This window comes from Sphingopyxis sp. JAI128 (assembly GCF_014207235.1).
GTDB lineage: Bacteria > Pseudomonadota > Alphaproteobacteria > Sphingomonadales > Sphingomonadaceae > Sphingopyxis.
In genome coordinates this window covers 23,628-43,327 of the sequence record NZ_JACHDA010000002.1, presented here as the reverse complement: position 1 = coordinate 43,327, position 19,700 = coordinate 23,628, and the positions used below count along the sequence as shown (strand labels likewise).

Annotated in this window: 15 protein-coding genes; 11 read left to right on the top strand and 4 right to left on the bottom strand. The window is 65.2% G+C overall.

Going from position 1 to position 19,700, the window contains the following annotated elements; genetic code table 11:
* The first annotated feature begins 366 nt into the window (after positions 1–366).
* From HDC35_RS04220 to HDC35_RS04200, 5 genes are all read left to right on the top strand, one after another.
* On the top strand, positions 367–1,617 hold the full coding sequence (locus tag HDC35_RS04220) for a lipoprotein-releasing ABC transporter permease subunit (RefSeq protein ID WP_184644072.1): 1,251 nt from the start codon (positions 367–369) through the stop codon (positions 1,615–1,617).
* Positions 1,610–2,287, top strand: coding sequence for an ABC transporter ATP-binding protein (locus tag HDC35_RS04215; RefSeq protein ID WP_184644070.1), 678 nt, complete (start codon positions 1,610–1,612; stop codon positions 2,285–2,287). Before HDC35_RS04220 ends, HDC35_RS04215 begins: the two co-directional genes overlap by 8 nt.
* A gap of 20 nt (positions 2,288–2,307) precedes the next feature.
* The gene (locus HDC35_RS04210) at positions 2,308–2,784 is read left to right on the top strand and encodes a glutathione peroxidase (RefSeq protein WP_058802714.1); all 477 of its coding nucleotides are present in this window, start codon (positions 2,308–2,310) and stop codon (positions 2,782–2,784) included.
* 39 nt (positions 2,785–2,823) lie between these two features.
* A complete protein-coding gene (gene dnaE / locus HDC35_RS04205; RefSeq protein WP_184644068.1) occupies positions 2,824–6,309 on the top strand; it encodes a DNA polymerase III subunit alpha in 3,486 nt (1,161 codons plus the stop codon).
* A 76-nt stretch (positions 6,310–6,385) separates the two neighbouring features.
* A complete protein-coding gene (locus tag HDC35_RS04200) occupies positions 6,386–7,990 on the top strand; it encodes a long-chain fatty acid--CoA ligase (protein WP_184645160.1) in 1,605 nt (534 codons plus the stop codon).
* A gap of 39 nt (positions 7,991–8,029) precedes the next feature.
* On the opposite strand, the gene HDC35_RS04195 is transcribed toward HDC35_RS04200, so the two are convergent.
* From HDC35_RS04195 to HDC35_RS04180, 4 genes are all read right to left on the bottom strand, one after another.
* Complete coding sequence (locus HDC35_RS04195) at positions 8,030–9,118, bottom strand: PA0069 family radical SAM protein (RefSeq protein WP_311770710.1); 1,089 nt, start codon at positions 9,116–9,118, stop codon at positions 8,030–8,032.
* Positions 9,119–9,271: 153 nt separating this feature from the next.
* Positions 9,272–9,796 carry a molybdenum cofactor biosynthesis protein B gene (moaB, locus tag HDC35_RS04190; protein ID WP_184644064.1) on the bottom strand — a complete coding sequence of 175 codons (525 nt, stop codon included), beginning with the start codon at positions 9,794–9,796 and terminating at the stop codon, positions 9,272–9,274.
* The gene (locus HDC35_RS04185) at positions 9,786–11,549 is read right to left on the bottom strand and encodes a lytic transglycosylase domain-containing protein (protein ID WP_260397519.1); all 1,764 of its coding nucleotides are present in this window, start codon (positions 11,547–11,549) and stop codon (positions 9,786–9,788) included. Before HDC35_RS04185 ends, moaB begins: the two co-directional genes overlap by 11 nt.
* Before the next feature lie 12 nt (positions 11,550–11,561).
* Positions 11,562–12,347, bottom strand: coding sequence for a uracil-DNA glycosylase family protein (locus HDC35_RS04180; protein ID WP_184644060.1), 786 nt, complete (start codon positions 12,345–12,347; stop codon positions 11,562–11,564).
* A 118-nt stretch (positions 12,348–12,465) separates the two neighbouring features.
* On the opposite strand from HDC35_RS04180, the gene HDC35_RS04175 reads away from it, so the two are divergent.
* Genes HDC35_RS04175 through HDC35_RS04150 form a run of 6 tightly spaced genes read left to right on the top strand, consistent with a single transcriptional unit; the run spans position 12,466 to position 19,677 of the window.
* Positions 12,466–14,121 (top strand): electron transfer flavoprotein-ubiquinone oxidoreductase, encoded by a 1,656-nt coding sequence (locus HDC35_RS04175; protein WP_184644058.1) that lies wholly within the window; start codon positions 12,466–12,468, stop codon positions 14,119–14,121.
* A 13-nt stretch (positions 14,122–14,134) separates the two neighbouring features.
* Positions 14,135–15,799 carry a tetratricopeptide repeat protein gene (locus tag HDC35_RS04170; RefSeq protein WP_184644056.1) on the top strand — a complete coding sequence of 555 codons (1,665 nt, stop codon included), beginning with the start codon at positions 14,135–14,137 and terminating at the stop codon, positions 15,797–15,799.
* Positions 15,796–16,644, top strand: a complete 849-nt coding sequence (locus tag HDC35_RS04165) for a 4-(cytidine 5'-diphospho)-2-C-methyl-D-erythritol kinase (protein WP_184644054.1) — start codon at positions 15,796–15,798, stop codon at positions 16,642–16,644. The genes HDC35_RS04170 and HDC35_RS04165 overlap by 4 nt, the downstream gene beginning before the upstream one ends.
* Entirely contained in the window at positions 16,641–17,372 is a 732-nt protein-coding gene (locus HDC35_RS04160) for an N-formylglutamate amidohydrolase (protein ID WP_184644052.1), read from the top strand. The genes HDC35_RS04165 and HDC35_RS04160 overlap by 4 nt, the downstream gene beginning before the upstream one ends.
* Before the next feature lie 59 nt (positions 17,373–17,431).
* Positions 17,432–19,291, top strand: a complete 1,860-nt coding sequence (gene ilvD / locus HDC35_RS04155; RefSeq protein WP_184644050.1) for a dihydroxy-acid dehydratase — start codon at positions 17,432–17,434, stop codon at positions 19,289–19,291.
* Positions 19,288–19,677 (top strand): hypothetical protein, encoded by a 390-nt coding sequence (locus tag HDC35_RS04150; RefSeq protein WP_184644048.1) that lies wholly within the window; start codon positions 19,288–19,290, stop codon positions 19,675–19,677. Before ilvD ends, HDC35_RS04150 begins: the two co-directional genes overlap by 4 nt.
* Positions 19,678–19,700 lie beyond the last annotated feature (23 nt).

Here is a 19,700-nt window from a genome sequence, read left to right as displayed (position 1 = left end):
GGTGAATGGCCAGAATCACAACGCCCGGGCCTCGTTTTACGAGACCCGGGCGCCTGTGACGAACACTCGCCATCCCCCTTGTTGCAGGCCTGGCGAAAGGCCTGCACTCCCTGGAGCCGGGCCTTTGGGCCGCGTTGAACCAGAAGCCACGGGGGTAGGTCCGCGGGGGGGCTTTGTCACCCTCTGACGGGCGATCGACCCTGCTTTTGCTCGGCGCTGTGACCAAAGAGCAACATATTTTGCGAATCATTCGCAGCTTGCCGTCATGCCGCCGCGCGGTTTTGAGCCCATTGCCAGCGCTGGCGGGGGTGCGTAAAGCGGCGCAATGCGTGACATTCCTCATGCGCCGCAAAGGCCGATCGCCCTATGATCCTGCGTCCGTATGAGCGCACCATCTTCAAACGCTATATGCTTCCGCAGCGCGGCGAGGGCTTCATCTTTGTCGCGGCGGCGTTCAGCTTTGTCGCGGTGACGCTGGGCGTCGCGGCGCTGGTGATCGTGATGAGCGTGATGAACGGGGTGCGCAGCGACCTGTTCGACAAGATCGTCGGGCTGAACGGTCATGCGGTGGTGCAGGGCTTTGGCGGGCGGCTTGACGACTGGCAGGACGTGCTGAAACAGGCGAAGGCCACGCCGGGGGTCGTTTCGGCGACGCCGCTGATCGAGCAGCCGCTGCTCGGCACCTATTCGGGGCGGGTCGAGGGCATTTTGGTGCGCGGCATGCTGGTGTCCGACATCCGCAAGAACGAGACGCTCAATGGCAAGGTGCTGCAGGGCAGCCTCGCCAGCCTGACGCCGGGATCGGGCAATGTCGCGATCGGCAGCGAACTGGCGCGCAATCTGGGCGCGACCGTCGGATCGAACCTGACGATCATCAACCCCGCGGGCCGTTCGACCCCGTTCGGCACGGTTCCGCGCGAGATCAGCTATCGCATTTCGGCGATTTTCGAGATCGGCGTCTATGATTTCGACAAGGCCTATGTCGTGATGCCGATGCAGGATGCGCAATTGCTGCTGCTCACCGGCGACCAGGTCGGGATGATCGAGATCAAGACGACCGACCCCGACAAGGTCGGTGAGATCCTGCGTCCGCTGGCCGAAAAGGTCGCGGCGCAGGCGGTGATATCCGACTGGCGGTCGATGAATGCGAGCCTGTTCGAGGCGCTGTCGATCGAGCGCGTCGCGATGTTCGTGATCCTGTCGCTGATCGTGCTGGTCGCGGCGTTCAACATCGTCTCGTCGCTGATCATGCTGGTGCGGGCGAAGACCCGCGACATGGCGATCCTGCGCACAATGGGCGCGCCGCGCGATGCGGTGCTGCGCATCTTCATGGCGATCGGCCTGTCGATCGGCATCGCGGGAACGATCATGGGCATGATCTTCGGTTTCGGCCTGCTCTATTTCCGCGCGGGCGTGCTGCGCGGAGTCGAATGGCTGACCGGGCAACCTTTATGGGACCCGTCGATCCGCTTCCTTACCGAATTGCCGTCGAAACCCGATCCGTTCGAGATTACCGGGATCGCCGTGATGGCGATCGTTTTCAGCTTCCTCGCGACGCTTTACCCCGCGTTCAAGGCCGCGAATACCGACCCCGTGCAGGTGCTGCGTTATGAGTGACATCGTGCTCGACTTGAAGTCGCTCAAGCGCAGTTTCACGCAAGGCGACGTCACGATCGATGTGCTTCGCGGCGTCGATGCGCATCTGAAGCGCGGCGAGATCGTCGCGCTGCTCGGCCCGTCGGGATCGGGCAAGTCGACGATGCTGCAGGCGGTCGGCCTGCTCGAAGGCGGCTTCGATGGCACGATCCGGATCGATGGCGAGGATGTCACGCGGTTCGCCCAGGGCGAGCGGACGAAGACGCGGCGCGAGAAGATCGGCTTTGTCTATCAGTTCCATCACCTGCTCCCCGATTTCAACGCGATCGAGAATGTCGTGCTGCCGCAGCTGATCCGCGGGGCGGGACAGCAAGAGGCGGAAGAGCGCGCGACCGACCTGCTCGGACGGCTGGGGCTCGGCGAGCGGCTTCACCACAAGCCGAGCAAGCTGTCGGGCGGCGAGCAGCAGCGCGTCGCGGTGGCGCGCGCGCTGGCGAACCGGCCACTGCTGGTGCTCGCCGACGAGCCGACGGGCAACCTCGATGAAGCGACCGCGGACCGCGTATTCGACCAGTTCGTGGGGCTGGTGCGCGACCATGGCTCGGCGGCGCTGGTGGCGACGCATAACGAGCGGCTCGCGGCGAAGATGGACCGCGTGCTGCGCTTGCACGAAGGGCATATCGCGGCGTAGCTTGCGGAAGGGGACGGATGATGGGGCTTTACGATCTTTCGGCGAAACTACCTGGGGGCGGATCGCAGTCGCTCGCCGACTATCGCGGCAAGGTGCTGCTGATCGTCAACACGGCTTCGAAATGCGGTTTCACGCCGCAATATGAGGGGCTGGAGGAGCTGTACCGCGATTACAAGGATCGCGGGTTCGAAATCCTGGCCTTTCCGTGCAACCAGTTCGGCGCGCAGGAACCGGGCGACGCCGAGGAAATCAAGAATTTCTGTTCGCTGACCTATGACGTGTCCTTTCCGCTGATGGCGAAGATCGACGTCAACGGCGACGATGCCGATCCGATCTTCAAGCATCTGAAGAAGGAAAAGACCGGGCTGCTCGGCAGCGGGATCAAATGGAATTTTACGAAGTTCCTCGTCGACCGGAACGGCAAGACGGTGTCGCGCCACGCGCCGACGACGAAGCCCGAGCAATTGCGCAAAGAGATTGAAGAACTGCTGGGTTAAGCCTTGGCAGAATCACCGCTGTCACTGTAGCGTCATCCGATGGCCTACAGCCCCTTTGTTCCCCTGCGCGTCTTTTCCAGTTTCACGATGCTGGAGGGAGCGATCGAGCCCAAGGCGATTGCGAAAGCGGCACGCGAGCGCGGGTTTCCGGCGATTGCGGTCGCCGACCGCAACGGGCTTTATGGCGTCATGGCCTTTGGCGACGCGTGCAAGGCGGCGGGGGTGCAGCCGATAGTTGGCGCGCTGCTGAGCGTCGCGCGGCCGGGACAGAGGCTCGCGAACGGCGCGCCGCAGATCGACTGGCTGGCGCTCTATGCGCAGGACGATAGGGGGTATGACAATCTGTGCGCGCTCGTTTCGGCGGCGCACCTCGGCCGTCCGGTCGAGCAGGACCCGCATGTTACGCTGTCCGATATCGCCGGCAAGACCGACGGGCTGATTTGCCTGACGGGCGGCGGCGAGGGTGCGCTGGCACGGCTTCTCGCGGACGAGCAGAAGACCGCGGCCGGGGATTATGTCGAGCAACTGGAGGCGCTGTTCGGCGGGCGGCTCTATATCGAATTGTCGCGGCGCGGCGATGAGGTCGAGAAGGCCGCCGAAGCGGCGCTGATCGATCTCGCTTATGCGCGCGCGCTGCCGATCGTCGCGACGAATCCGGCGAATTTCGTCGAGCCGCAATTTCACCCCGCGCACGACGCGATGCTGTGCATTGCGCAGTCGGCCTATGTCGAGAGCGAGGACCGGCGCGTGTCGAACCCCGAGGCGTGGCTGAAGCCGGCCGAGGCGATGGAAGATGCGTTTTCGGACCTGCCCGAGGCAATCCGCAACACGCTGGTGATCGCACAGCGCTGCGCCTTCATGGCGCCGAAGCGCAAACCGATCCTGCCGAGCCTTGCCGGCGACCGCGAAGGCGAGGCGGCGCAGCTTGCCGCCGACGCGCGCGCGGGGCTGGAGGCGCGGCTGGCACTCTATCCCGAGCTGTCAGAGGAGGAGCGCAATGCCTATGTCGCGCGGCTCGACTTCGAGGTCGGGGTCATCGTTCAGATGGGCTTTCCCGGCTACTTCCTGATCGTTGCCGACTTCATCAAATGGGCGAAGGCGCACGATATCCCGGTGGGGCCCGGGCGCGGGTCGGGCGCGGGCAGCGTCGTTGCCTGGGCGCTCACGATCACCGACCTCGATCCGCTCAAGCTCGGCCTGCTGTTCGAGCGCTTCCTCAACCCCGAACGCGTGTCGATGCCCGACTTCGACATCGACTTCTGTGAAACGCGGCGCGGGGAGGTGATCCGCTATGTGCAGGAAAAATACGGTCGCGACACCGTCGCGCAGATCATCACCTTCGGTAAGCTGAAGGCACGCGCGGTTCTGAAGGACACGGGCCGCGTGCTCCAGATGAGCTATGGTCAGGTCGACCGGCTTGCGAAGCTGGTGCCGAACCACCCGACCGACCCCTGGACGCTCGAACGCGCGCTGAACGGGGTTGCCGAGCTGATGACCGAATATAAGCAGGACGACGGGGTGCGGCGTCTGTTCGACATGGCGCGCCAGCTCGAAGGCCTGCCGCGGCACAGTTCGACCCATGCCGCCGGCGTCGTGATCGGCGACCGGCCGCTCGACCAGCTGGTCCCGCTCTATCGCGACCCGCGTTCGGACATGCCGGTGACGCAGTTCGACATGAAATATGTCGAGACCGCGGGGCTGGTGAAGTTCGACTTCCTGGGACTCAAGACGTTGTCGGTGCTGAAGGAGGCGAAGCGCCTGCTCGCGCTGCGGGGTATCGACGTCGATCTCGACACGCTGGCGTGGGACGATGAAGAGGTCTATGCGCTGCTCCAGCGCGGCGAGACCGTCGGCGTGTTCCAGCTGGAATCCGAAGGAATGCGGCGCACGCTGTCGGCGGTGAAACCGACCAATTTCGGCGACATCATCGCGCTCGTGGCGCTTTATCGCCCGGGCCCGATGGACAATATCCCGTTGTTCGGCGCGCGCAAGAACGGGCGCGAGCCGATCGCCTATCCGCACCCTTTGCTCGAAGGTATCCTCGCCGAAACCTATGGCATCTTCGTCTACCAAGAACAGGTTATGCAGGCGGCGCAGATCTTGGCGGGCTACAGCCTCGGCGGCGCCGACCTTTTGCGCCGCGCGATGGGTAAGAAGGTCCAAGCAGAGATGGACGCGCAGCGCGAGACATTCGTCAAGGGTTGCGGCGAGCATAATGGCATCGATGCAAAAGCCGCGAACGAGCTGTTCGATTTGATCGACAAGTTCGCGGGCTATGGCTTCAACAAGAGCCACGCCGCGGCCTATGCGCTGCTGTCGTACCAGACCGCGTGGCTGAAGGCGCATTATCCGCATGAGTTTTTCGCGGCGTCGATGTCGTTCGACAGTCACCAGACCGATAAATTGTCGATCTTCATCGACGATATGCGGCGGCTCGGCGTCGGCATTGCGCCCCCTTCGGTCAACGAGAGCGAAGCAGACTTCTCGGTTGGGCGCGGCGACGACGGACTGGCCGTCCGCTACGCGCTCGGCGCGCTCAAGGGGGTCGGCGAAAAGGCGATGGAGGCACTGGTCGCCGAACGCGCCAAGGGCGATTTCGTCTCGCTCGACGATTTTGCGAGCCGCATCGATCCCAAGCTGCTCAACCGACGCCAGATCGAGGCGTTGGCGGCGGCAGGGGCGTTCGACTGCATCGAACCCGATCGTCCGCGCGCCTTTGCCGGGGCCGAGAGTCTGCTCGCCTGCGCCAATAGCTCGGCACACGAACGCTCGACGGGGCAGGGCGGCCTGTTTGGCGGGGATATCGCGATCGCCCCGGCGCTCCAGCTGCCCGCCGCCGAGCCGTGGACGCTCGCCGAGCGGATGACGCGCGAAAAGGATGCGTTCGGCTTCTATTTCTCGTCGCATCCGGTCGAGCAATATGAGGCAATCGTCTCCGCGCGCGGCGCGCGCTCCTATGGCGATATCTGCGACAATGTCGAAATGACGCCGGGCACGCGTATCCCGATGGTGATGGCTGCGATGGTCGAAAGCGCACGCCCGCGCGTGTCGCAACGCGGTAACCGTTTCCTCAACCTGACGCTGTCGGACCGCAGCGGCCAGTTCCAGTCGAGCTGTTTCGACGAAATGGCTGGCAAGACGCTGGAGGAACTGGCGGCGATCGGCGGCTGCGCGATGCTGTCGGTCGAACTCGACCTGCTCGAAGGCGAGGAAACGCCGCGCGTCACCGTGCGCGGGGCGCAATCGCTCGCCGATATTGCCGCGACCGCGGCGCTGCAATTGACGTGTCGGGTGGACCTGGCCGAGGCGATTCCGGAAATGGTCAAATGGTTGGAACGGCGCAGCGACGCGCGCGGCAAGGTGGTGATTGCCACGCGCGATCCGCTGACCCACGAGGATGTCCGCATCGAACTGGGGCGCAGCTTTGCATTGGGGCCCGACACGGTTTCGCGCCTCGAGATGGTTGCAGGGGTCGCCGAAGCCGCGCTGTCGCTGGTCGCGCCGCGCGAATTCAGGGTGCGATAGCGTCCTTCCCCCTTGCGTATCGGCGGTTCTCGACCCTATCCCTAGGCGGCAACGATAGAATAGAGGATGCCTCATGATGGGAATGCAGGGCCAGCCGTTGCTGGTAACCAGCCTGATCGACCATGCCGCGCGCGAGCATGCGGGGCGCGAGATCGTTTCGCGCTGGGCCGACGGCAGCATGACACGATCGACCTGGGGCGCGGTGGGCGCGGATGCGCGCCGCTTCGCCGCGGCGATGACGAAATTGGGCATGAGGAAGGGCGACCGCATCGCGACGCTGGCGATGAACCACGGGCATCACCTGGTCAGCTGGTACGGCAGCGCGGGCATGGGCGGAGTGCTGCACACGGTCAATCCGCGGCTGTTCGACGAGCAACTCGTCTATATTATCAACCATGCCGAGGACCGCGTGCTGTTCTTCGACGCGATATTCCTGCCGATCGTCGAACGGCTTCGCGATCAGTTGCCGACGGTCGAGCATTTCATCCTGTTCGATGCGCCGGCGCGCGAGGGCTATCTGTCGTACCGCGACCTGATCGACGCCGAAGACGGAAGCTTCGAATGGGTGGAGCTCGACGAACGCGATCCGGTCGGGCTTTGCTATACCAGCGGAACGACGGGCAACCCCAAGGGCGTGCTTTATGAGCATCGGTCGAACGTCATCCACGCGATAACCGAAATCCAGCCCGACGTGTTCGACATGTCGAACCGCAGCGTCGTTCTGCCGATCGTGCCGATGTTCCATGCCAACAGCTGGGGCATTCCCTTTGCCGCCGCGACGGTCGGCGCGAAGCTGGTCTTTTCGGCGACCAACGATGCGCAGGTGCTTTGCGACCTGATGCACGCGGAAGGCGTGACACACAGCGCCGGCGTGCCGACAGTGTGGCTGGCGATGTTCGGCCATATGGACGCGACGGGCATCGATTATGGCAAGTTGCAGCGCGTCATCATCGGCGGATCGGCGGCGCCACGCGCGATGATCGAACGGTTCATGAAGGCGGGCGTCGAGGTCGCGCATGCATGGGGGATGACCGAAACCTCACCGATCGGCACCATGGGCAAGCGGCCGTGGAACTGGGACCAGATGGGCTTTGACGAACGCGTCGATGTCGTCTGCCGCCAGGGCTGCCCTCCGTTCGGGGTCGAATTGCGTATCGTCGACGACGAGGACCGCGAATTGCCGCGCGACGGGGTGACGAGCGGACGGCTCCAGATCCGCGGACCCTGGATCATCCGACGCTATTTCAAGGCCGACCGGGACGCGATCGACGCCGACGACTGGTTCGATACCGGCGACGTGTCGGTGATCCACCCCGACGGCGTGATGCAGATTACCGATCGCGCCAAGGATGTCATCAAGTCGGGGGGCGAGTGGATCAGCTCGATCGAGCTGGAAAATGCCGCGGTCGGCGCTCCGGGCGTGCAGGAGGCTGCGGCAGTCGGCGTCTATCACCCCAAATGGGACGAACGGCCGATCCTGCTGATCGTCAAGAAGCCAGACGCCGAGACAAACGAGGCGGCGATCGTCGATTATCTAAAAGACAAGGTTGCCAAATGGTGGCTTCCCGACGAGGTGGTGTTCGTCGACGAATTGCCGCACACGGCGACGGGCAAGATCCTGAAGCGCCAGATTCGCGACGATTATAAGGATTACAAGCTGCGGTCGTTGACCGCCGCATAAACATCACGTCGCCCCCGCGCAGGCGGGGGCGATGGTTGTTCAGAACAACTCCATCTGCCCATTCCTCTCAGGCGGACGGAACAGGTCACTGCGGAGCGGCGGGAAGCTCTTGTCCATGCCATGTTCGCGCGCGGCGCGTTTGACGCGGGTGCGGATCAGCTGCGCCCAGACGCCGTGCCCCTTCATGCGCGTGAAGAAATTGGGATCGTTGTCGCTGCCGCCGCGGATGTCCTGAACCATATGCATCACCTTGTCGGCGCGGTCGGGATAATGCGCGGCGAGCCAGGCACGGAAAAGCGGGGCGACCTCGTAGGGCAGGCGCATCAATATATAGGAAGCGCGGATGGCGCCGGCTTCGGACGCGGCGGCCATGATTGCCTCGATCTCGTGATCGGTGATCGCGGGGATCACCGGCGAGATATTGACCTGCGTCGGCACGCCTGCGTCGATCAGCCGGCGGATCGCGGCGAGGCGGCGGCGCGGGTGCGGCGCGCGCGGTTCGAGCGTGCGCGCGATATGGGGGTCGAGCGTCGTCACCGACACCGCGACCCCGACAAGATTGTCGCGCGCCATGTCGGCGAGCAGGTCGATGTCGCGCAGCAGCCGGTCCGACTTGGTCGTGATGATCAGCGGGTGGCGCGTTTCAGCGAGCACCTCGACGATCGAGCGCGTGATGCCCCATTCGCGCTCGATCGGCTGGTAGCCGTCGGTATTTGTCCCGATCGCGAGCGGCGCAGGGATATAGTTCTTCTTGGCGAGTTCGGCGCGGAGCAGCTTGGCCGCATCGGGCTTCGCGAACAGCCTGCTTTCGAAATCGAGGCCTGGCGAGAGGTCGTGGAAGGCGTGGGTCGGACGCGCGAAGCAATAGATGCAGCCATGCTCGCAGCCGCGATAGGGGTTGATCGAGCGATCGAAGCTGATGTCGGGCGACTTGTTGCGCGTGATGATCGTCTTGGGATGCTCGACGGTCACGGTCGTGCGCAGCTTTGGCGCCTCGCCGTCGATATCCTCCGCCGCGTCGAGCCAGTCGCCGTCGGCGATGCGTTCGGCCGATCCGGTGCGGGTGGGGCGCAAGTTGGTGGGCGCGCCTCGACCGGCGACAGGGGGGAGGGGTTTGGACGATTCCACCGGCGTAGAATATGCGCAATCTGAGAACAGATAAAGAACAAATGACCGGATAGAGTAGTTGATCGTCATGCCGGACTTGATCCGGCATCCATTCGGCGGTGGCGCTAGGGCTATCGGATCAAGTCGGGGGTGAAGACATTTTCAAGATGGGTTCTATTCCATCAGCCGCGGCATCAGTTCGACGAAATTGCAGGGCTTGTGCCGGCTGTCGAGCTGCGTCGACAAAATGCCTTCCCACGCGTCGGTGACGGCGCCGGTCGAACCGGGAAGCGCGAAAATATAGGTGCCGCGCGCGACGATGGCGCAGGCGCGCGACTGCATCGTCGAGGTGCCGATCGTCTGGTAACTGAGCCAGCGGAACAGCTCGCCGAAACCGGGGATGTCCTTGCCGTCGAGCCGATGGAGGGCCTCGGGCGTGACATCGCGGCCGGTGAGGCCGGTGCCCCCGGTGGTGATTACGACATCGACCTCCGCATCATCGATCCAGTTGTGAAGGCGCGAGACGATCAGATCGGTCTCGTCCCTGATGATCGCGCGCGCGGCAAGGATATGGCCCGCGCCGGTCAGCAACTCCTCGAGCTTGTCGCCAGAACGGTCCTCGGCGGCGCTGCGGCTGTCCGAAATCGTCAACAGTGCGATGCGGACCGGTTTGAAGGTCAGGCTTTCGTCAATCGGCATTGGCGAGGCCGCCCGCATAGGTCAGACGCGTGCGATCCTTGCTGTCGGGGAAGCGCGGCCATTTGCCCTGCGCGAGCGCGGCGCGGCTGACCGAGGGTTTGCCCTGCTGCGCTTCGTACATCCAGTAATTGCGCAGGACGATGCCGACGTAGCCGCGTGTTTCCCAATAGGGTATCGATTCCATATAGAGCAAGGGATCGCCTTGATCGCGTATCTCCGTCTGCCAGCGCGCGATCGGGGCGGGGCCGGCGTTGTAGGCGGCGATCACCTTGGGCAGCAGGCCCCCGGTCGAAGGATCCTTGCTGAGATATTGCAGATAGCTTTGGCCCATATCCATGTTAACCGCGGGGATGCGCAGGTCGCCGGTGCCGCTGTCGCCGCGCCAGCGCGCGATATCGCGCGCCGTGCCGGGGCGGACCTGCATCAGCCCGAAGGCACCCGCGGGGCTGACCACGGTCCGCTGGAAGCGCGATTCCTGAAGCGTGTGGGCAAAGACGAGCGCGGGGTCGACCTTCCACCCGCCATTGGGTTCCCATTTGGGCTGCGGGTACCGTGTCTGCGCCGCGGGCCGGCGGCCGTGCGGCGTATTGTGGGCCAGATAGAGCTGGGTTTCGGGCAAGCTGAGCGCGCCCGCCATCGCGATCAGCTGGGCATGCTGGTCGGGGTTGCCGATCTGCGCCTGATGGCGCAGCGCCTGACCCGCGTAGATATCCTCGCCGATTTCGGACAAGGCCATTGCAAGGCGGACGTTCGGCAGGTCTTCGAGCGCGCGCCAGGCGCTGCGGTCTGCGCGGACATTCTCGCGCTGGGCGTTGGTTTCCACGCCGAGCGTTTCGGCGGCGAGGAGGCCGTAGAAAGTTTCCTCGTTCGCGGCGGCGGCGCGCAGGCGCGATTGCACCGACGCCGGCTCGCCGGCGGCGATCGCGGCGCGTGCGGCCCAGTAATAGGCGGCCGCGCGCTGTTCGCTGTCGGGCGCTTCCTTCGCAACGCGGTCGAAAGCGACGAGCGCGGTGCGGTAATCGCGCAGGCGCCACGAGGCGAGGCCCTGCACCCACGCGCCTTGCGTCGCCCAAGCGCCGCCGCCGGCGGTGCAGGCGAGCGAGAGGCGAAGCGCATTCTGGTCGTCATTCTCGATATAATAGGACCAAGCGACCTTTTGCATCCATTCGGCGCGCGCCTCGGGGCTCAGCTGGTCGAGGACGGCGTTGAGCAGCATTTCGGCGCCCGAAGGATCGTCATTCTTGATCCGGTCGGGAATCGTCGCGGCGAGGCGGGCAGCCGCCGGATCGCTAACGCTGTCGGCGCCGAGCCTGCGCGGCGCGCTGCCCGCCCAGGCAAGGCGCGCCTGAAAGGGAAGCGCCGGCAGCTCGGTCGCGCCGCGTTTCGTCGCCAACCGGGCGAGCTGTTCGGCTTGCGGAAGGAAAGGCGAGCGCGCGAGAATCGGCATGATGTCGGCGACCTCGGCGCGCGGGCTGTTCGCGGCGGTCAGCAGTTCGGCGCGGAGGAAGTCGGTGAGCGGCCCTGCCTTGGGATCCTGATCGGCGCCGTCCAGCAAGGATTTGGCATCGGCCCAGCGTTCGCTGCGAATCGCGGCGACGATCTGCGTGTAAAGCTGCTTCTGCTTCGAAGAGAGAATGTCGGGTACGGTTTGCGCCGCCGATATCAGTCCGTAATCGCCGGAATCGGCCGCCAGAAGCGGTGACGCAGATAGGGCAAGCGCGAGAAAGGCGCAGGAAAGGAAAGTCTTGGTCATCTTTTGCATCTGTCAACGTCCCCGGTTGAACAGTTTCAGGCTATCCCAGGCCGCCGCTTTCTGCGCGGGCCGGGCCAGCAGCATCGCGGGATGCGCTACAGCCACTGCGTCCACCTTGCCGCCATCTTGGTTAATTTCGAGTAACTTTCCGCGCGCATCGACAAGCGATGTCGCCGCCGCCATGCGGACGATGTCGCCGCCGATCAGCAACAGCCGCCCGGGGCGCGCCAGCCGCAGATGATGCCAGAGCAGCCGGTCGAGTCCGGCAGCCTCTTCGCCGTCGCAGCGACCGCCCGCCGGGCGCGTCACCGCAAGGCTGGCGACATAGCAATCGGCGCGCGCCATGCCGATCGCGCGCAGCATCGCATCGAGCAGTTGGCCGGCCGCGCCGGAAAATAGCACGCCCTCCTGCTGGTCGTCGATTTCGGGCCAGGCGGTGAGGAGCATGAGCGGGGCGCCGGGCTCGCCCGCGGGGGCAATGCGGCGCGCATCCCACTGGCTGCCGGGAACGTCGCTGCCGGTCGCCAGCCAGTCCTGAAATTCCGTCCAGTCGTCGGGAAACGCGATGGGACCAGCGGGGTCCACCGGCACGGGTGCTTCCTGGCGCTGAAGCACCGCGGGGAGCGGGGGAGGGTCGGCTTCGACGGGGTCGAGGCGCTTCGGCCTTGCCGCAGCGTCATTCGCGGGCGGCGCGACAAGCCAGCCCGCCGGCTGCTCGCCGACAAGCGAATCGACGCCCGCCAGCAACCACCAGTCGCAAATGCTTTCCGCCAGCAACGCAGAGTTTCGCCCACCCATGATTTTGTTTCAAACAGGCAGTTGACGGACGCGTCAATTGGCGGGCATCGCAATTCGTGACAGAATGAGCGCGGGGCACGATGAATGTCCGTGCAGGGACGGCAGAAAGGTATTTGCGGTGAGCGAACGGGAATCGATGCCCTATGACGTGGTCATCGTCGGCGCGGGTCCGGCGGGGCTTTCGGCGGCGATCCGCCTCAAACAAATGGCAAATGATGCAGGCAGCGAATTGTCGGTGTGCATCCTCGAAAAAGGATCCGAAGTCGGCGCGCATATCCTGTCGGGCGCGGTGATCGACCCCAAGGCGCTCGACGAACTTCTCCCCGAATGGCGCGAGATGGGCTGTCCGCTCGCCGAGGTGCCGGTGAACGACAACCAGCATTGGGTGCTCACCAAGACCAAGAAGATCGGGGTGCCGCACATCATCACGCCGCCCTTCATGCATAACAAGGGCACCTATACCGGCAGTCTGGGAAATCTTTGCCGCTGGCTCGCCGAACAGGCCGAGGGGCTCGGCGTCGAAATCTTCCCCGGCTTTTCGGCGGCCGAAATCCTGTATAATGAAGATGGCTCGGTCAAAGGCGTTGCCACGGGCGATATGGGAGTCGCGCGTGACGGCAGCCACAAGGCGGATTATGCGCCCGGGCTTGAACTCCATGCGAAATATACGTTTTTTGCCGAGGGCGTGCGCGGCCATCTGACCAAGATGCTGAAACCGCAGTTCGCGCTCGACGCCGACTGCGAGCCGCAGGTCTATGGGCTGGGCGTCAAGGAACTGTGGGACATCGACCCTGCAAACCATGCGCCGGGCCGGGTGATCCATACGCAGGGCTGGCCGCTCGACGAACATGCCAATGGCGGCGGCTTCCTATATCATCAGGCGAACGGACAGGTCGCACTGGGCTTCGTGACCTGGCTCAATTACCGCAACCCGCACATCTCCCCGTTCCAGGAGATGCAAAAATGGAAGACCCACCCCGAGATCGCGAAAATCCTAAAGGGCGGCAAGCGCGTCTCCTATGGCGCGCGCGCGATCAGCGACGGCGGGCTGCAATCGGTGCCCAAACTCGCCTTCCCGGGCGGCGCATTGATCGGCGACAGCGCCGGTTTCCTGAACGTGCCGCGCATCAAGGGCACCCATACCTCGATGAAGTCGGGGATGATGGCGGCCGAGGCGGCGTTTGCGGCGGTGGCCGCGGGCCGGTCGAACGACACGCTCGACGCCTATCAGGCCGCCTATGACAACAGCTGGGTCAAGAAGGAGCTCAGCGTCGTCCGCAACGTGCTGCCGCTCGTCGAGAAATACGGCGATCTGGCCGGCACCATCCTGTCGGGCATGACGATGTGGCTCGAAACGCTGAAGATTAAAGTCCCCTTCACGATGAAGCATCATCCGGATAATGAAAGCCTCTATCGCGCCGACATCATGCCCAAGCCGGACTATCCGAAACCCGACGGCGTGTTGACATTCGACCGGCTGTCATCGGTGTTTGTTTCCAACACCAATCATGAGGAAGACCAGCCGGTCCACCTCCAGCTGAAAGACCCGTCGATCCCGGTCGAATATAATCTGCCGATGTTCGACGAGCCGGCGCAGCGTTATTGTCCGGCCGGCGTGTACGAAATCGTGGGCGAAGCCGAGGGCGATCCCAAATTCGTGATCAACGCGCAGAATTGCGTCCATTGCAAGACGTGCGACATCAAGGACCCGACCCAGAATATCAACTGGGTCACCCCCGAAGGTGGCGGAGGCCCCAATTACCCGAACATGTAAGATCGCGCATTTCATGCTGGCCGCCGCCGCATTGGCGTCCGCCGCCCCGGCGCACGCCGTCGACGATACTGGCGCGGCGCTGAACGCGCTGGTCCGCGCGCGGCTTGCCGAGGAAAGCGGCCGGCCGGCCGCGGCGCTGTCGGCGTTGACGACTGCGTCGAGCCTCGCGCCCGATCTGCCGGGTCTGCGCGGACGGATCCTCGAACAGGCGATCCAGGCCGGCGACCTCGACGCGGCGCGCGCCGCCGCGCTGCGCCTGTGGGCGGCCGGTGAGCATCGGTTCGATGCCCAATTGGTGCTGATGGTCGATGCGATGCGGCGGTCGGACTGGAAAGCGGCGCGCGACCTGATGTCCGGGCGCGACGACAAGACCGGCGCCGATATGATTGCCCGGTTGATCCAGCCCACGGTCAACGCGTGGATCGATGTCGGCGCGCGCGAGAAACTGCCCGAACGCCATTTGCTTGCAACGTCGGCGCGGACGCGGCCGGACCCGTCGCTCCGGCTACAGGCCGCATTGGTCCTCACCGCGGTGCGGCGCGTCGACGAAGCGGCGGCGCTGACAGACACGATTACGCTCACCGACCGGACGAGCCAGTTGATAGCGATGCGGCTGGCGGCGACGCTCGACGCGGTTGGCGACCGGTCGGGTGCCAAGGCCGATGCGCGCGACGCCGCCAAAAGGCTGCGCGAACGGATCGCGCTCGCGGCGGGACAACGCGAGGACCCGATGCTGCTGCTTCCCGACCAGCCGGCATCGACGCCGCGCGCGGGCACCGCGTTGTGGCTGGGGCTTCTCGCCGACGGGCTGGCGCGGACGCCTGGGGCGAGTCCGCGGGTGCCGTTGCTGTTCGCGCGCGCCGCGCATTGGCTGAATGACGAGGATTGGGCGGTTCGCGCGACGCTGGTCGAAGCGCTCGAGGGTAACGGCCAGCGTGACGCGGCGATGAAGTTGCTCGACGGTGACGGCGCGCCGCTGCCGCCGGCACTAGCCATGCGGCGCGCCGAACTGACCGCGGAGGCCGGCGACCTGGCCGAAGCCGCCCGGCTGGCCGAAGCCGCCGCCGCCGGAACCGATGCACGCAGCCTGCTGGTGCGGCTGGCCGACGTGGCGCGGCGATCCGACGACCCCGCGGCGGCCGCGCGGGCCTATGAGCGGCTCGAGGAGACGCTGGGGAACAGCGACGAGGATCGGTCGCTGCGCGGCTCGCTGTGGATCGCGCGCGCGGAATTGCTGTTGCAGGCCGGCGACTGGGATGCTGCGGAACCGTTGATGGAAAAGGCGGTCGCGCTGCGGCCCGACGATGCGAATATCCTGAACTTCGCCGGCTATTCGGCGCTCGAACGGCGCAAGGACGTGCCGCAATCGCTCGCGCGGATCGAGGCGGCATGGGCACGCGAACCTCAGAATGCGAGCATCACGGATTCACTCGGCTGGGCCTATTTCCTGACCGGCCGCGCCGACGATGCGGTCGACTTGCTCGAAAAGGCGCAGCGCGGCGCGCCCGACAATGCGGTGATCGTCGAGCATCTGGGCGACGCCTATTGGAAGGCGGGGCGCAAATTCCAGGCGCGGTACAGTTGGCGCGCGGCGGCGCTGCTTGCCGAAGCCGATATGGCGACGCGGCTGGCGGCGAAACTGCGCGATGGGCTGACCCCCGCGAACACCGCGCCGTGACCGCATTCTGCGAGACCGGCTGGGCCAAAATCAACCTGGCGCTGCACGTGCGAGGCCGGCGGGCCGACGGCTATCACGAGATCGAAACGCTGTTTGCCTTCGTCGATGGCGGCGATACGATTGCGGCCGAATTTGCCGACACCGACAGCCTGACGATCGACGGTGAATTTGCCGAGGGGCTGAGCGCGGGTGGTGACAATCTGGTGATGCAGGCGCTGCTCCTGCTGCGCGCACGCTATGGTGCGGACCGGGTGCCGCCGCTGGCGGTGACGCTGACCAAGGCGCTGCCGGTCGCGGCGGGGATCGGCGGCGGGTCGGCCGACGCTGCGGCGATGGCGCGGCTGGTACGGACGCAATTCCTGCCCGAACTGGGCAACGCGACGCTCGCGCGGGTCGTGAGCCCGCTCGGCGCCGATATCGCCGCATGCGTTGCCAGCGAAACCTGCCTTGGCGTCGGCGTCGGCGAAGAATTGAGCGCGGTGCCCGAATTGCGGCTCGGCGGAACGCCGGTGTTGCTCGTCAATCCGCGGCTGCCGGTCGCGACGGGGCCGGTGTTCGCGGCGTGGGACGGGATCGATCGCGGGCCGCTGTTCAGTGATCCAGCCGGCCGGGCGCAATTGTTCGGCGCGCGCAACGATTTGCAGCGGCCGGCCATCGCGCAGTGCCCCGCGATCGCCGATATCCTGCTCGAACTCGGCGCGCTCAGGCCCTGGCTGGCGCGCATGTCGGGGTCGGGCGCGACGTGTTTCGCGCTGTTCGATGCGGTGGCCGAACGCGACGCGGCGGCGACCTTGCTGACCGCGCGGCATCCGGGCTGGTGGACGATGGCCGGAGCATTAAGGTGAACGAAGCCTGGAGGCAGACCGGTTTGGCGCGGGCGGGCGGCATCCTGCTGATCGCCGATCACGCGTCGGCTTTGGTGCCGGCGGATGTCGATCTGGGCATCGATCCGGCGTTGCTGGCGAACCATATCGCGGTCGATATCGGCGTTGCCGAAGTCGCGGCGCTGCTCGTCGAGAGCGGCGCGGTCGATGCGGCGATTCTCGGCGGCGTCTCACGCCTTGTCGTCGATTGCAACCGCGACGAGGATGCGCCGGGGGTGCTCCCGATCGCGAGCGACGGGCATGCGGTGCCGGGCAATGCGCTGGACGATGCCGGGCGCGAGGCGCGGCTGGTGCGCTTTTATCGGCCTTATCACGATCATATCTCGGCGACGATCGCGGCGGCGCGGCCCGCGATGATCCTGTCGCTTCACAGCTTCACGCCGTCGCTCGCGGCGCATCCCGATCAGGCGCGACCGTGGCATGTCGGGGTGCTGTATAACGAGGACGACCGGCTGGCGGGCGCGGCGATCGCGGCGCTGGAGGCCGAAGGGCTGATCGTCGGCGACCAGCAGCCCTATTCGGGCAAGCTGCTCAACGCGACGATGAACCGCCATGCCGAAGCCAATGGCATTCCCTATGTGGGGATCGAGATGCGACAGGATCTCGTCGGTGACGCGGGGGGGCAGGAACGGTTCGCCGGGCGGCTTTCTCGCATGTGCAGCAAAGTTGCATTGAATCTGCCCGAATAGGCGTGTAGAGGCGCGTCCTATCATAAATTTTTGAAATAATATTATCAGGATTGCTGAAAATGCCTTCATATCGTTCGCGCACCACCACCCACGGCCGCAACATGGCGGGCGCGCGCGGCCTCTGGCGCGCGACGGGGATGAAGGACAGCGATTTCGGCAAGCCGATCATCGCGGTGGTGAACAGCTTCACTCAGTTCGTGCCAGGGCATGTCCACCTGAAGGATCTGGGCCAGATGGTCGCGCGCGAGATCGAGGCTGCGGGCGGGGTCGCCAAGGAATTCAACACGATCGCGGTCGATGACGGCATCGCGATGGGGCACGACGGCATGCTCTATTCGCTGCCGAGCCGAGACCTGATCGCCGACAGCGTGGAATATATGGTCAACGCGCATTGCGCCGACGCGATGGTGTGCATTTCGAACTGCGACAAGATCACGCCGGGAATGCTCATGGCGGCGCTGCGCATCAATATTCCCGTGGTGTTCGTGTCGGGCGGCCCGATGGAAGCGGGCAAGGTCGTGCTGAAGGGCAAGGAAGTCGCGCTCGACCTGGTCGATGCGATGGTCGCTGCGGCCGATGAGAAATATAGCGACGAGGAAGTCTCCGAGATCGAGCGCGCCGCGTGTCCGACGTGCGGCAGTTGTTCGGGTATGTTCACCGCCAATTCGATGAACTGCCTGACCGAGGCGCTGGGGCTGTCGCTGCCTGGCAACGGATCGACGCTCGCGACGCACGCCGACCGCAAGGCGCTGTTCCTGACTGCAGGGCGGCTGGTCGTCGACATGTGCCGCCGCCATTATGAAGAGGATGACGACAGCGTCCTCCCGCGTAATATCGCGACGTTCGAGGCGTTCGAAAATGCGATGAGCCTCGACATCGCGATGGGGGGGTCGACGAACACGGTGCTGCACCTGCTCGCGGCAGCGTTCGAGGCGGGAGTCGATTTCACGATGGACGATATCGATCGGTTGTCGCGGCGCGTTCCGTGCCTGTCGAAGGTCGCGCCGGCCAAGAGCGACGTGCATATGGAGGATGTCCACCGCGCCGGGGGGATCATGGCGATCCTCGGCCAACTCGAGCGCGCAGGGTTGATCCACGCGCATTTGCCGACGGTGCACAGCGCGACGCTGGGCGACGCACTCAACAAATGGGACATTTCGCGGACCAACGATCCCGAGGTGCAGAAATTCTTCATGGCGGCGCCCGGCGGCGTGCCGACGCAGACCGCGTTCAGCCAGGACCGGCGCTGGGACGATCTGGACCTCGACCGCGAACATGGCGTGATCCGGTCGGCCGACCATGCGTTCAGCAAGGATGGCGGACTTGCGGTGCTGTCGGGCAATATCGCGCTCGACGGCTGCATCGTGAAGACCGCGGGCGTCGACGAAAAGATCCTGAAATTTTCGGGACCTGCCAAAGTTTATGAAAGCCAGGACGCGGCGGTCGCGGGCATATTGACCGGCGGAGTCGAAGCCGGCGATGTCGTCGTCATCCGCTACGAGGGGCCGAAGGGCGGGCCGGGAATGCAGGAAATGCTCTATCCGACGAGCTATCTCAAGTCGAAGGGGCTGGGCGCCGCCTGCGCGCTCGTCACCGACGGCCGCTTTTCGGGCGGCACATCGGGGCTGTCGATCGGTCACGCCTCGCCCGAGGCTGCCGAAGGCGGCGCGATTGGGCTGGTCGAAAATGGCGATGTGATCGAAATCGATATCCCGAAGCGAACGATCAACCTGCTGGTCGCCAGCGATGTGCTCGCCGCGCGCCGTGCCGCGATGGATGCGAAGGGCGCGGATGCCTGGCAACCCGCCAAGCCGCGTCCACGCAAGGTTTCGGTAGCACTTCAGGCCTATGCCGCGATGACGACCAGTGCCGCACGCGGCGCGGTGCGCGACCTGTCGCAGCTGAAGGGCGAGGGATGACGAGATCGGGGAGCCTATTGCTGACACTGCTCGCGCTCGCCGGCTGCGACCGCGCGCCCGACAATGGCGACCTCGCCGAAGCCGAGGCGCGCGGATCGCGCGGGGCGGCCGAAAGCGGCCGCATCGATTGCGCGCTGGAAGGCGCGAAGCTGTTCGATCGCGCCTGCACGATCGAGGAATTGAGCGGCGAGGGCGGGGTGATTCTTGTCGTCGGACGCGGCAATGTCGGCTATCGCCGCCTCCAGATCACGACCGACGGACGCGGGGTGGTGTCGGCGGACGGCGCAGAACCCGCGAAGGTCAGCATCGTCGGCGACAATATAATCGAAGTCGCGATCGGCAACGACCGATACCGCCTGCCCGCCAATACGGGCGGCGCGAAGTAGGCGCATCGGCGCGATCGTGATAG